This window comes from Superficieibacter sp. HKU1 (assembly GCF_029319185.1).
Lineage (GTDB): Bacteria > Pseudomonadota > Gammaproteobacteria > Enterobacterales > Enterobacteriaceae > Superficieibacter.
This window is the reverse complement of the sequence record NZ_CP119754.1, coordinates 3,516,205-3,528,127: the sequence shown is the minus strand read 5'-3', so window position 1 is coordinate 3,528,127 and position 11,923 is coordinate 3,516,205. Positions and strand designations below refer to the sequence as shown.

At 54.8% G+C, this 11,923-nt stretch carries 10 protein-coding genes and 5 tRNA genes; 8 read left to right on the top strand and 7 right to left on the bottom strand.

What is annotated here, in order from left to right; translation table 11 throughout:
- The first annotated feature begins 31 nt into the window (after positions 1 to 31).
- From P0H77_RS16750 to luxS, 8 genes are all read left to right on the top strand, one after another.
- A tRNA-Ser gene (locus P0H77_RS16750) sits at positions 32 to 124 on the top strand.
- 3 nt (positions 125 to 127) lie between these two features.
- Positions 128 to 204 (top strand) — tRNA-Arg (locus P0H77_RS16745).
- A 63-nt stretch (positions 205 to 267) separates the two neighbouring features.
- A tRNA-Arg gene (locus tag P0H77_RS16740) sits at positions 268 to 344 on the top strand.
- 63 nt (positions 345 to 407) lie between these two features.
- Positions 408 to 484, top strand: a tRNA-Arg gene (locus tag P0H77_RS16735).
- Between the two features lie 63 nt (positions 485 to 547).
- A tRNA-Arg gene (locus P0H77_RS16730) sits at positions 548 to 624 on the top strand.
- Positions 625 to 740: 116 nt separating this feature from the next.
- The gene (gene yqaB, locus P0H77_RS16725; protein ID WP_276158326.1) at positions 741 to 1,307 is read left to right on the top strand and encodes a fructose-1-phosphate/6-phosphogluconate phosphatase; all 567 of its coding nucleotides are present in this window, start codon (positions 741 to 743) and stop codon (positions 1,305 to 1,307) included.
- Positions 1,308 to 1,454: 147 nt separating this feature from the next.
- Positions 1,455 to 3,011, top strand: coding sequence for a glutamate--cysteine ligase (gshA, locus tag P0H77_RS16720; protein ID WP_276158324.1), 1,557 nt, complete (start codon positions 1,455 to 1,457; stop codon positions 3,009 to 3,011).
- 225 nt (positions 3,012 to 3,236) lie between these two features.
- Entirely contained in the window at positions 3,237 to 3,752 is a 516-nt protein-coding gene (luxS, locus tag P0H77_RS16715; protein WP_276158322.1) for an S-ribosylhomocysteine lyase, read from the top strand.
- A gap of 36 nt (positions 3,753 to 3,788) precedes the next feature.
- Here luxS and P0H77_RS16710 read toward each other — a convergent pair whose 3' ends face one another.
- The 7 genes from P0H77_RS16710 to proX all read right to left on the bottom strand — a co-directional run bounded on the left by P0H77_RS16710 (position 3,789) and on the right by proX (position 11,869).
- Positions 3,789 to 4,904, bottom strand: a complete 1,116-nt coding sequence (locus P0H77_RS16710) for an ATP-binding protein (RefSeq protein WP_276158321.1) — start codon at positions 4,902 to 4,904, stop codon at positions 3,789 to 3,791.
- On the bottom strand, positions 4,901 to 5,608 hold the full coding sequence (locus tag P0H77_RS16705) for an RNA ligase family protein (RefSeq protein WP_276158319.1): 708 nt from the start codon (positions 5,606 to 5,608) through the stop codon (positions 4,901 to 4,903). The genes P0H77_RS16710 and P0H77_RS16705 overlap by 4 nt, the downstream gene beginning before the upstream one ends.
- Positions 5,609 to 5,838: 230 nt before the next feature.
- Positions 5,839 to 7,377, bottom strand: coding sequence for a multidrug efflux MFS transporter permease subunit EmrB (gene emrB / locus P0H77_RS16700; RefSeq protein WP_276158317.1), 1,539 nt, complete (start codon positions 7,375 to 7,377; stop codon positions 5,839 to 5,841).
- Positions 7,378 to 7,392: 15 nt separating this feature from the next.
- Positions 7,393 to 8,565, bottom strand: a complete 1,173-nt coding sequence (gene emrA / locus P0H77_RS16695) for a multidrug efflux MFS transporter periplasmic adaptor subunit EmrA (RefSeq protein ID WP_276158315.1) — start codon at positions 8,563 to 8,565, stop codon at positions 7,393 to 7,395.
- A 126-nt stretch (positions 8,566 to 8,691) separates the two neighbouring features.
- Positions 8,692 to 9,222, bottom strand: a complete 531-nt coding sequence (gene mprA, locus P0H77_RS16690) for a transcriptional repressor MprA (protein ID WP_176919982.1) — start codon at positions 9,220 to 9,222, stop codon at positions 8,692 to 8,694.
- Positions 9,223 to 9,575: 353 nt separating this feature from the next.
- Positions 9,576 to 10,745 (bottom strand): MFS transporter, encoded by a 1,170-nt coding sequence (locus tag P0H77_RS16685; protein WP_276158312.1) that lies wholly within the window; start codon positions 10,743 to 10,745, stop codon positions 9,576 to 9,578.
- Positions 10,746 to 10,873: 128 nt separating this feature from the next.
- Positions 10,874 to 11,869 (bottom strand): glycine betaine/L-proline ABC transporter substrate-binding protein ProX, encoded by a 996-nt coding sequence (gene proX / locus P0H77_RS16680; protein ID WP_176919555.1) that lies wholly within the window; start codon positions 11,867 to 11,869, stop codon positions 10,874 to 10,876.
- Between the last annotated feature and the right edge of the window lie 54 nt (positions 11,870 to 11,923).

The following is an 11,923-nucleotide window of genomic DNA, read 5'->3' as shown; positions in this document are numbered from 1 at the left end:
AAGTTCTTCGAAGCACTCGTAAGAGGCGTGTGGTGAGGTGGCCGAGAGGCTGAAGGCGCTCCCCTGCTAAGGGAGTATGCGGTCAAAAGCTGCATCCGGGGTTCGAATCCCCGCCTCACCGCCATTTGCATCCGTAGCTCAGCTGGATAGAGTACTCGGCTACGAACCGAGCGGTCGGAGGTTCGAATCCTCCCGGATGCACCATCTTCATCAGTGTTGCGGCATGATGAGTGACATTGAGTCTTGTAGTAAAATAGTAATTCCGATGCATCCGTAGCTCAGCTGGATAGAGTACTCGGCTACGAACCGAGCGGTCGGAGGTTCGAATCCTCCCGGATGCACCATCTTCTTACCTGGTACGGCGTTTACGTGGTACAGGGTATCAGCAGTAAATTAGTAATCCCGATGCATCCGTAGCTCAGCTGGATAGAGTACTCGGCTACGAACCGAGCGGTCGGAGGTTCGAATCCTCCCGGATGCACCATCTTCTTACCTGGTACGGCGTTTACGTGGTACAGGGTATCAGCAGTAAATTAGTAATCCCGATGCATCCGTAGCTCAGCTGGATAGAGTACTCGGCTACGAACCGAGCGGTCGGAGGTTCGAATCCTCCCGGATGCACCATATCTCTCCCTGTTTACAGTCTCCCCCCATCCTGATAATTCCTCATTCTGTCGTCAGCGACAAAAAACGCCAGGTACGCTACAGTATTACCCTGTCATTTGGTTGGTGAGAACACGATGTACGAGCGTTATGAGGGTTTGATTTTCGATATGGATGGCACCATCCTCGATACCGAACCGACACACCGTAAAGCATGGGATGATGTCCTTGGCGGCTACGGCCTGCGTTTTGATATGGCGGCGATGGTAGCGCTAAATGGCTCCCCTACCTGGCGTATTGCGCAGGCGATAATCGAACTCAATCAGGCCGATCTCGATCCTCATCAGCTGGCGCGGGAAAAAACCGAGGCGGTAAAAGCGATGCTGCTGGATACCGTGCAGCCGCTGCCGCTGATTGACGTGGTGAAAGCGTGGCACGGACGTCGCCCTATGGCGGTGGGCACCGGCAGCGAAAGCGCCATTGCTGAAGCATTGCTGGCGCATCTGAACCTCCGCCGCTATTTTTTGGCGGTGGTGGCTGCCGATCACGTTAAGCATCACAAACCCGCTCCGGATACCTTCCTTTTATGCGCTGAACGTATGGGCGTTGCTCCGGAAAAATGCGTTGTTTTTGAAGATGCTGATTTTGGCCTTCAGGCGGCGCGGATGGCAGGAATGGACGCAGTAGATGTTCGGCTGTTGTAAGTACTCCTGACTTTTATTTTGAATAGCAACAATGGCTAATAGCGCTGAAGGGGTAACTAACGTTATTCTTGGGCGTTTGTTTCCGCAGGCATGGCATGGTAGCACTACTATGATTATTACAATGAATTCGACAGGCGGGAGGTCAATTTGATCCCGGACGTATCACAGGCGCTGGCCTGGCTGGAAAAAAATCCACAGGCAATAAAAGGCATTCAACGCGGACTTGAGCGGGAAACGCTGCGCGTAAATGAAGACGGTACGCTGGCAACGACCGGACACCCCGAAGCCTTAGGGTCGGCCTTCACGCATCAATGGATCACCACGGACTTCGCTGAAGCCTTACTGGAGTTTATTACGCCCGTAGACGGCGATATCCGGCATATGCTGAGCTTTATGCGCGACGTCCATCGCTATACAGCCCGTCAGATTGGCGAGGAGCGGATGTGGCCGCTGAGCATGCCGTGCTACATTGAAAATGGTCAGGATATCGAGCTTGCCCAGTACGGCACCTCAAACATGGGGCGGTTGAAAACGCTTTATCGTGAAGGCTTGAAAAATCGCTATGGCGCGCTGATGCAGACCATCTCCGGCGTGCACTACAACTTCTCCCTGCCGATGGCTTTCTGGCAGGCAAAATGTGGCGTAGCGGACGCTGAAAGCGGTAAAGAGCAAATCTCAGCGGGCTACTTCCGTTCGATTCGCAACTACTATCGTTTTGGCTGGGTGATCCCCTATTTATTTGGTGCATCGCCTGCCATCTGTTCCTCTTTCTTGCAGGGCAAACCCACGACGCTGCCGTTTGAAAAAACCGAAAGCGGCATGTGCTATCTGCCTTGGGCGACCTCGCTGCGCCTGAGCGATCTTGGCTATACCAATAAATCGCAAAGCAATCTCGGAATTACGTTTAACGATTTGCAGACCTATGTGGCAGGCTTGAAGCGGGCGATTAAAACGCCTTCTGAAGAGTATGCCAAAATGGGGCTGCAAAAAGACGGTAAGTATCTGCAAATCAACAGCAATATTTTGCAGATTGAAAATGAGCTGTATGCGCCAATCCGTCCGAAACGCGTTACCCGTAGCGGAGAAACGCCGTCGGATGCGCTGCTGCGCGGCGGTATAGAATATATTGAAGTGCGCTCGCTGGATATCAATCCGTTCTCGCCGATTGGCGTGGACGAGCAGCAGGTACGTTTCCTCGATCTGTTTATGGTCTGGTGCGCGCTGGCAGATGCGCCGGAAATGAGCAGCGATGAGCTGCTGTGTACGCGTACCAACTGGAATCGGGTGATCCTTGAAGGGCGTAAACCGGGCCTCACGCTGGGGATCGGCTGCGAAAGCGCCCAGTTCCCGCTGGTGCAGGTTGGCAAAGATCTGTTCCGCGACCTGCGCCGCGTCGCGCAAACGCTGGACAGCATTGAAGGGTCTGACGCGTATCAGAAAGTTTGTGATGAACTGGTCGCCTGTTTCGATAATCCGGAACTCACCTTCTCGGCCCGTATTCTGCGCATGATGAAAGAGCAGGGGATTGGCGGGACGGGTAAGCAACTGGCAGCAGAATACCGTACCGCCCTTCGGGAAGAGTCGCTGGAAATCCTGAGCGAAGATGATTTTATTGCCGAGGGCCAGGCCTCATGGGAACGTCAGCGTGAGGCTGAAGCTGCTGATACTGAATCCTTTGAAGCGGTACTGGCTAGGCATGCCTGATCCAAAAGAAAAAGGCCACATCACTGTGGCCAAAATTTACATCTCTGAAATCAGGGATGATGATAACAAATGCGCGTCTTTCATATATTCAGACTCGCCCGGCTCTAAAGAGTTCATTTTAATTTAAAAAAAATTACGCTATCCACCGTGATGAGAAATTCAGAGCAGTGAGTTCATTGTAACCAGCTGAATTTAAAGACATAAAGATAGCCTAGAGGAAATAGAATGCCGCTATTAGATAGCTTTACTGTTGACCATACCCGGATGGAAGCGCCTGCGGTCCGCGTGGCAAAAACCATGAACACGCCGCATGGCGACGCCATTACCGTGTTTGACCTGCGTTTCTGCATTCCGAACAAAGAAGTGATGCCGGAAAAAGGGATTCATACGCTGGAGCACCTGTTTGCAGGCTTTATGCGCGATCACCTGAACGGCAACGGTGTTGAGATCATCGACATTTCGCCAATGGGCTGCCGTACCGGCTTCTACATGAGCCTGATTGGTACGCCTGATGAGCAGCGCGTTGCCGATGCGTGGAAAGCGGCAATGGCCGACGTATTAAAAGTTCAGGATCAGAAGCAGATCCCTGAGCTGAACGTCTACCAGTGCGGTACGTATCACATGCACTCCCTGGCGGAAGCGCAGGAGATTGCACGTCACATCCTCGATCATGATGTGCGCGTGAACAGTAACGAAGAGTTAAAACTGCCGAAAGAGAAATTGCAGGAACTGCATATCTAGTGGCCATCGGGCAGGGATATCTCTGCCCGCCTTGTTTTACGGATCGGTAACCCGATACTCGACGTGCTGCGCCTCATCGGGCTGCGGCAACTCCAGCTTCTTTAGCATCCGTTGTAAGACCGCCTCCGGCACCGCATGCTGCCGGTTCCTGTTCTGCTCCTTCCACTGCTGGTACGGCACTTCCAGATAGACAATGTTGACCTCTGCGCCATAGGCGGTAAAAAGCGAGACTAACTGCGTGCGTAGCTGGCGGGTGATGTTAGTGGCATTCCAGACGAACGGTGTTTTTTGCCGCAGCAATACCCGGGCCTCTTCTTTTGCCTGCTGTACGATACGCCCCGTTGCCGCCCGGTTTTCCGGCGTTACGCCGAGGCGACGGCGAATATCATCGAGGCTGATGACCGGCATCCCGTGGCAGTGCGCCGCGATATAGCGATCTTTGCCCATCCCCGGTAGGGCACTAAGTAAAATCACCTCAAAAGGCTGCTCAATCCACGGCTCGAAACCCGGCATGCTCTCCGGGTGAGTCAGGTAGTGCCAGCGGCTTGCGGGTGAGGGGAATGGACGTTCCTGACCCCAGCACTGCTGCTCCTGACAAAACAGTTCAAATAACGCGATGCGGTCCAGAATCGCTTTTTTATCAGCGCACTCCCGGCCTTCGACATCGGCGCGGGCCAGCATCGCCAGCAGCCGGGTATCAACCCGCATCGCCGCGCTAAGCAGTAGCCGTTCGGGGGCAGGGCGCTCAAGCAGCCATAGCGGAAGGCCATGCAGGCGTACCAGCGAGGCAATCTGTTCACGCAGCGCAAAAGGCGTGGGAATATCACGAAAGAGAATTTCTCTGGCGGTCAGTTCTCCTTTGCGCGCGTGACCAGGAGAGGAGATGCGTCCCTCTTCATCAATACGCGTGGTGCTGCGTTTTTCAACATCGTGCAGCAGCGCAGCGGCCCATAACAGCGCCTGCTGCTGGGAATCCAGCGCCTGATACCCCGCTTGCGCACGTAGCGCATCAAGCACCATTTGCGTATGAATGCCAACATTGCCTTCCGCATGATGATGCGCGTCCTGCGGCACGTCGTGCATCTCGTCCACCCAACTAAATTGTTGGCGAAGCTCAGGCCAGCTTTGCGTCTGGCTCATTGTCCAGATCATGCTTTTTCTCCTGACTGAAATTCCCATGCCATTCGCGCACGCCGCCAGTGGCGTTTCCAGTGCTGGTCAGTTTTGACATGGTTTTTCCGCACGTATTTAAAAACGTTGTGGGCAAAATCCGCCACCGGGAAGGCGTCAGCGTTGCGGCTGACAATCCCTTCCATGGTGCAGGGCTGGCCGGTATGGACATCAAACGGCGCGAATGCGCCACGACTGTCGGTCTGCGCCAGAAAGCGTTGCCGCCATGCGGGCTCACTGTTCCCGGGCGGGTCAATGGTGATTTCCGGTACGCAGGGAAAATCAAACAGCGCGGCGTAGAACTTCACCTCTTCCCAGCTCAACCATGTTTCATTGCAGCGCACGGCAAACAGGTAAAAATCCTGTTCAAGCTGGCGATATTCAATGGAATGTACGGCATACAGATTTTCGCCAAACAGTTCCAGATCGCCCAGATCGTGCTTCAGCAACTGCCAGCGCTGGCGAATTTTATGCGTCCAGGCGGAGTCTGTGGGTGCGGCGTGCGAACGGGCGAAAACGCCGTGACGATTGAGGCAATTATTCTCGCCGTCCAGTTTTTCGGTGTGCACCAGAGAAGCGATCGCCTGTAGATCCTGCCAGTAGTGAGCGTTAATGCGATCGTCGCTGGTGGTGCCGGGGGAGAAAGGATAATGCCAGGTTCTCCCGTATTTTCGTTGGGTATTCATGATAATCCATTATTCGGTTTTTTAGTTGAGCTGACAGCGCGAGGAAAATCAGCGTGGCGATCCCCGGCATGGCGGTTAATCGGGCCAGGCGGGAGGGCAATCAGTGGAAAAACGACCGAGCGGAAGGCTCAGCACCGGTTGAAAAGTGAACGGAAAAAGCGGGGCGGAGAGATAATACGCGGGTTAAAAAGTGATTGCAAAAAAAATGGGATCCGCAGATCCCATTCTGTCTAGTGGGCACCACCCCCACCACCGCCTGCGCCAAACGGCGGCTTGGCAAACCAGACCAGCCCGAGCAGAAGAATAAATATTCCTGCCGAAATCCAGAAAATCTCGTTGGCGGAAATGATTAACCCCTGATTGGTAATTTGCTGCGCCAGCCAGCCGGACGCCTGCTGCTGCGTCATCCCCAGACCCTGAAGCTGATCGTACATCTGCTGGGCCTCGGGATTATACGGATTAACCGATTCCGTGAGCTGCGCATGATGCAACGATTCGCGGTTGGTCCACAAAGTGGTGGTGATTGAGGTGCCAATCGACCCGGCCAGGGTTCGCGTAAAGTTTGACAGACTCGACGCGGCGGCCAGGCGCTCCGGCGGCAGGCCGGAAAGCGTAATCGTGGTCAGCGGCATAAAGAAGCAGGCGACGGCAAAGCCCTGGATAAATTGCGGCCACGCCGAGGCACCGAAATCCATGCCGGGTTCGAAGGTATACGCGCGCCAGTAGAAGCAGACCGCATACATAATAAAGCTGAACGTCACCAGACGGCGCATATCCAGTTTATGTGCAAAGCGGCCGATAATCGGCGACAGGAGCACCGGGATCACGCCGACGGGAGCCGACGCCAGACCGGCCCAGGTAGCGGTATAGCCATAGACCTCCTGCAGTAGCTGCGGCAACAGGACAATCGCGCCGAAGTAGAGCATATAGGCCAGGCTGATACACAGGCAGCCGATGGTAAAGTTGCGCGACTTAAATAACGACAGATCGACAATCGGGTTATCGTCGGTCAACTCCCAGACAATCAGGAAGGCAATCGACACCACGGCGACCACCGTCAGCACGATGATTTCGCTGGACGCGAACCAGTCCAGCTCTTTACCCCGGTCGAGCATGATTTGCAGACTGCCAATCCCGAGCACCAGTAGCCCCAGCCCGACGCCGTCAATTCGCCGTTGCTCGGTGCGGGTCTCGCGTCCGCGCAGCGATTGCAGGGTCAGCAGCACCACCACAATGCCGATCGGCACGTTGATGAAGAAGATCCAGCCCCAGTGGTAGTTGTCGCTGATATAACCGCCGAGGATCGGCCCGCAAATCGGTGCGACGATCACCGTCATCGACCACAGCGCCAGCGCAATAGAGCGTTTGGCGGGCGGGTAGTTACTCAGCAGCAGACTTTGCGACAGCGGGATCAGCGGTCCGGCCACAATCCCCTGAATGACGCGGAAGAAAATCAGCATCGTCAGGCTGCTGGACACGCCGCAGGCCCAGGAGGCAATCGCAAACGCCACCGTTGACCACAGGAACAGTTTTACTTCCCCGACACGTTTTGCCAGCCAGCCGGTGATCGGAATGGAGATCGCATTCGCCACGCCGAAGGAGGTAATTACCCACGTTCCCTGGCTCAGTGACGAGCCAAGGTTCCCGGCGATAGTGGGGATCGCAACGTTAGCAATGGTTGAGTCCAGCACCTGCATGAAGGTCGCCAGCGACAGCGCGATGGTCATAATGACCAGTTGCGCGCCCTCCAGCGGTTTTTGCTGTTGCATTACGCTCACCTTAAATTACCCTGCGTTAGCCTGCACAATGTCATTAATGAGTTTGTTAACAGGTTCAAGGCTGATTTCGCGGGCGTTACTTTCGTATGCCGGATTTTTACGCGCCTGATTCGCCAGCATTTGCCCGTCGCGATTGGTCGTATCGACGGTTACCAGCGTAGACAGACCAATACGCAGCGGATGGTCAGAAAGCTGCTTCTGATCCAGTTCAATACGCACGGGCAGACGCTGAACCACTTTGATCCAGTTACCGGTGGCGTTCTGTGCAGGCAGCAGCGAGAAGGCGCTGCCGGTGCCCATATCAAGGCCCACCACTTTACCGGTGTATTTAATATCGTCGCCATAGACATCGCTGACGACGGTCACCGACTGGCCAATACGCATATGCGCAAGCTGGGTTTCTTTAAAGTTAGCGTCTACCCACAGATTAGTGGCGGGAACCACGGCCATCAGCGGCGTGGTTGGGCTAATCTGCGCGCCAGGCTGAACCGAGCGGCGGGAAACGTAGCCGGTCAGGGGGCTGACGATTTTGGTACGTTGCAACGCAAGCCAGGCATTACGCACTTCGGTCGCGGCCTGCTTCACCGCTGGCTGATCTTCAAGGCGGGTGCCGAGGATCATCGCCTGATTGGCATTGTACTGCTGAATCGCCACGTCAAGCTGCGCCTGGGCGCTGGCAACGGCATCGCGCGCATGTTGCAACTCTTCCCGGCCAATCAGGTTGGCGGAGCCGAGCGGCACGCGGCGGTTAAGGTCGGTTTGCGCCTGGGAGAGCGCCGTTTTCTGCACGTTGATATTCGCCTGAAGCTGCTTGCTGTTAATCATTTGCTGGCGAGTCTGGCGCACGCTGGAGGCGAGTTCGGTCTGCGCTTTTTCAAACGCCTGCTGCGCATCGGTCTCATCAAGCGTGACCAGCACATCCCCTTTTTGCACGTAGTCAGTGTTATCAGCCCAGACTTTCGTCACGCTGCCCGACACCTGCGCCATGATTTGCACCTGATTCCCTGCGACGTAAGCATCGTCCGTCTCTTCAAAATGACGCAGGACTAAAAACCAGTAAATTCCCCATGCCACGGCAATAATAATAAAGAGCAGGGTTAACAGCAGAAGGAGGCGTCTGCGCTTACCCTTCTTTTTAACCGGTTGCTGCGGGGTTGGGATCGCCGCATTTTCGCTCATGTTATTCTCCACGATCTTATTATTTCACATCGGCTTATGCCGACCAGTTTGTCAGAAAGGCCAGCAGTTTTAGCCTGCTGGCCTGTCAATTTCTTTTTAATCAGGATATGCGAGCGACACGAAACGTTAGCGCAACGCCTCGAGGATTGCGCCTTCTTCGTCCATCTGATCGAGACGGGTCAGAAGCTTACGCGTGATCTGCTCAAGCTGTTCTTGTTCAGTGGTATTCAGTGCTGACCAGAGTTTGTTCAGGCACTGATGCTGAGGGGGAAGGACTTCACGTAAGAATTGATGGCCTTTCTCAGTCAGTTGCAGATGCAGGCAACGGCGATCGTTATCGCTCTCACGACGTTCGATCCAGCCACGTTTTTCCAGCTCATCGGCAATACGGGTAGCATTAGTACGCGATGATCCTAACGCACAGCTGAGTTCTGAAGGCTGAATACTGTGATCTTCCTGAGACTCAAGCGTGATGAGCGCCATAAATAACGTCTCGTTGATCCCCTGTGCTTTCAACATCTTATTGCGATTTTCGAGCAATTTGCCCTGCATATGCATACACAGGCGAGTCAGAAGCACTTCCTTGAAGGGAAACTCCTCATAGCGACTGGCACGGAATTTTAGCATTTGTTCAATGGGCGTAAACGAACTATCCATTTGGGCATGACCTCATTAGTTTCAGCCGATATAATAACGACGGTGACAAATAAAGTAAATCCATTAATTACCTAAATTAATATTTGCCAATTATATATTCACCCACCATTTCCAGGCGAATCCGTAGGCTGCTGCGCTCAGGAGCGTTAGAAAAATATAACTGATTACGATGGGCAGACTGTCTTTGATCCCCTCAAACAGGGTCGCCTGATTAAGCGGAAAACGAGCGGAAGTGTGAGCGGGGCTTGCCATAGTTTGCTTGATTTATAACCGGGGTGATAATCACGTGAATTAACAGGTTATAACACCATACCAGACGGCGGGATGGGTTAACATCCCACCGCCGGACAGGTTTAGTGAGCTGAACCGCGCCACCAGGCCAATAAATTCAGTACCGCGATAATCGCGCCCGCCCCGCAGACGCCCGCCCAGCCCGCGTGTTGCCACGCAGCGGCGGAAATCAGCGAACCCGCCGCGCCGCCGATAAAGTAGCTGGTCATGTAGCCTGCAGTCAGCCGATTACGCGCATCGGGCTGCACGCGGTAAATCACCGTCTGGTTAGTGATATGCACGCCCTGCACGGTGAGGTCGAGCACCAGAATACCGATAATTAATGCGAGTACGGAAGCGTGACCGAACCAGATGGCTATCCACGACAGCAGCAACAGCAGCAGGCCGACGGTGGTGGTCAGATGGGCTTTACCTCTGTCCGCCAGCCCACCCGCAGGACGTGCGCCCAGCGCGCCTGCGGCACCTGCCAGACCAAACAGACCAATCACGCTTTCCGGATAGTTAAACGGTGGAGAGGCGAGCAGAAAAGCCATTGAGGTCCACAGAATGCTGAAGTTAGCAAAGGTCAGACAGCCGAGGATCGCGCGGGTACGCAACAGTTTGTTGCGTAAGAAAAGCGTAAATACCGAGCCGAGGATCTGCGGATAACTAAGATGGTTTTCCTGTTTGACGCTGGGGAGGCCGCGCCACAAAATCAGCGCCATCAATGCCATTAATACTGCGGCCACCCAGTAAACGGTACGCCAGCCGCCGAGGCTGGCGAGGAGTCCCGCTGCCGTTCGCGCCAGCAGAATGCCAAGCAGCAGTCCGCTCATAATGGTCCCCACCACTTTACCGCGCTTTTCCGGAGTGGCGAGGGTGGCGGCCAGCGGAACGAGGATCTGCGCCACGACCGAAAACAGGCCGGTCAGCGCGGTGCCGAGGAGCATGACCGCGAGCGACTGACTGCTGGCGGTGATCAACAACCCCATCGCCGAAAGTAACGTCATGGAGACAATCAGTTTGCGCCGTTCAAACATATCGCCCAGTGGGACCAGGAACAGCAGACCTGCGGCATAGCCTAATTGAGCCACCGTGACGATAAATCCGGCCTGGCCGGGCGTCAGGGAAAACGCTCTGGCGATGGTATCAAGCAGCGGTTGCGGATAATAGTTGCTGGCCACGGCAAGGCCGGTGGCGACGGACATAAGCACGATAAGCGTTGGGCTCAGCGCCTGAGTAGATTTGTTCATTGTTATCAGTGATGGTTATTTACGTTGTACCCATAATAACGAATGATTGATGCTAACGGGGAGGGAGCGCGTGTTGGATTGTGCGGTTGGGGCGATCCCCTCCCGTGGAGGAGGGGATATCAGAGCGATTACTTCTGTGCGGCCAGCGCGTCTTTCACCCAGCCGTCGAACTGCTGCTGGTGGGCTTTGATCCAGCCGTCAACGTGGCCCTGAACATCGGCCTCGGACGCTTTACCCTCGTGCATCATCGCGTTCTGCGCGTTGATATCCGCCAGCGGCAGTTTCATCAGCGAGAACAGTTTCGCCGCCGCCGGATTTTTCTCTGCCCAGGCTTTGTTGGCGACGATATGCATGGTATTCACCGGGAAACCATAGTTCGCGCCGTTCGGCAGTTTGGTATCGATATCTTTCTGCTCGCCCGGCAGCGAAGAGAACGGCACCTGTAACCAGACCACATCTTTACCCGGTTTCATCACGTCGCTTACCCAGTACGGCGTCCAGGTGTAATACAGGATCGGCTTACCTTCTTTAAAGCGGGTGATGGTATCCGCCATCATCGCCGAGTAGTTACCGTGGCTGACATCAACCGTTTTTTCCAGATCGAACGCTTTATTCTGGTGGTTGATAACCGCTTCACAGCCCCAGCCTGGCGAGCAGCCCATCATGTCCGCTTTGCCGTCGCCGTTGGTATCAAAGATTTTGGCAATCTTCGGATCTTTCAGCTGGGCGAGATTGGTGATCTTATACTGCTCGGCGGTTTTTTTATCGATCAGATATCCCTGCGCCGCGCCGGTCACAAATACGCCTTCACGGTAGAATTTTTTGTCGCCACCGGCGGCGGCATACATATCATCGTGCAGCGGCTGCCAGTTAACGGCGGTAAAGGTCGCATCACCGGAGGCAATAGAGGTATAGCCCACGTTATAGTCAACTTCGCTCGGCTTATTCACGGTGTAGCCCAGCTTCTCCAGCGCGCGGCTGACCAGCAGCGTCTGGAAGGATTCTTCAGAAATGGTGCTCTGTACCGGCTGAACGGTTACGCCTTTACCCGGCAAATCGGCTGCAAAGGTGCTGGTGGAAACAAGAGTGGCCAGGGCAGTGGCTAAAATCGTGCTATGTCGCATCGTTGTTCCTTTTTAATTGAGTGAGGTCGGGCAGGCCCGGCAGACGTTACGCCG

Bases quoted from the DNA above. Each gene is read 5' to 3' on its own strand.
- yqaB (WP_276158326.1), top strand. From the start codon at position 741: ATGTACGAGCGTTATGAGGGTTTGATTTTCGATATGGATGGCACCATC.
- luxS (WP_276158322.1), top strand. From the start codon at position 3,237: ATGCCGCTATTAGATAGCTTTACTGTTGACCATACCCGGATGGAAGCG.
- P0H77_RS16710 (WP_276158321.1), bottom strand. From the start codon at position 4,904: ATGATCTGGACAATGAGCCAGACGCAAAGCTGGCCTGAGCTTCGCCAA.
- P0H77_RS16705 (WP_276158319.1), bottom strand. From the start codon at position 5,608: ATGAATACCCAACGAAAATACGGGAGAACCTGGCATTATCCTTTCTCC.
- emrB (WP_276158317.1), bottom strand. From the start codon at position 7,377: ATGCAACAGCAAAAACCGCTGGAGGGCGCGCAACTGGTCATTATGACC.
- emrA (WP_276158315.1), bottom strand. From the start codon at position 8,565: ATGAGCGAAAATGCGGCGATCCCAACCCCGCAGCAACCGGTTAAAAAG.
- mprA (WP_176919982.1), bottom strand. From the start codon at position 9,222: ATGGATAGTTCGTTTACGCCCATTGAACAAATGCTAAAATTCCGTGCC.
- P0H77_RS16685 (WP_276158312.1), bottom strand. From the start codon at position 10,745: ATGAACAAATCTACTCAGGCGCTGAGCCCAACGCTTATCGTGCTTATG.
- proX (WP_176919555.1), bottom strand. From the start codon at position 11,869: ATGCGACATAGCACGATTTTAGCCACTGCCCTGGCCACTCTTGTTTCC.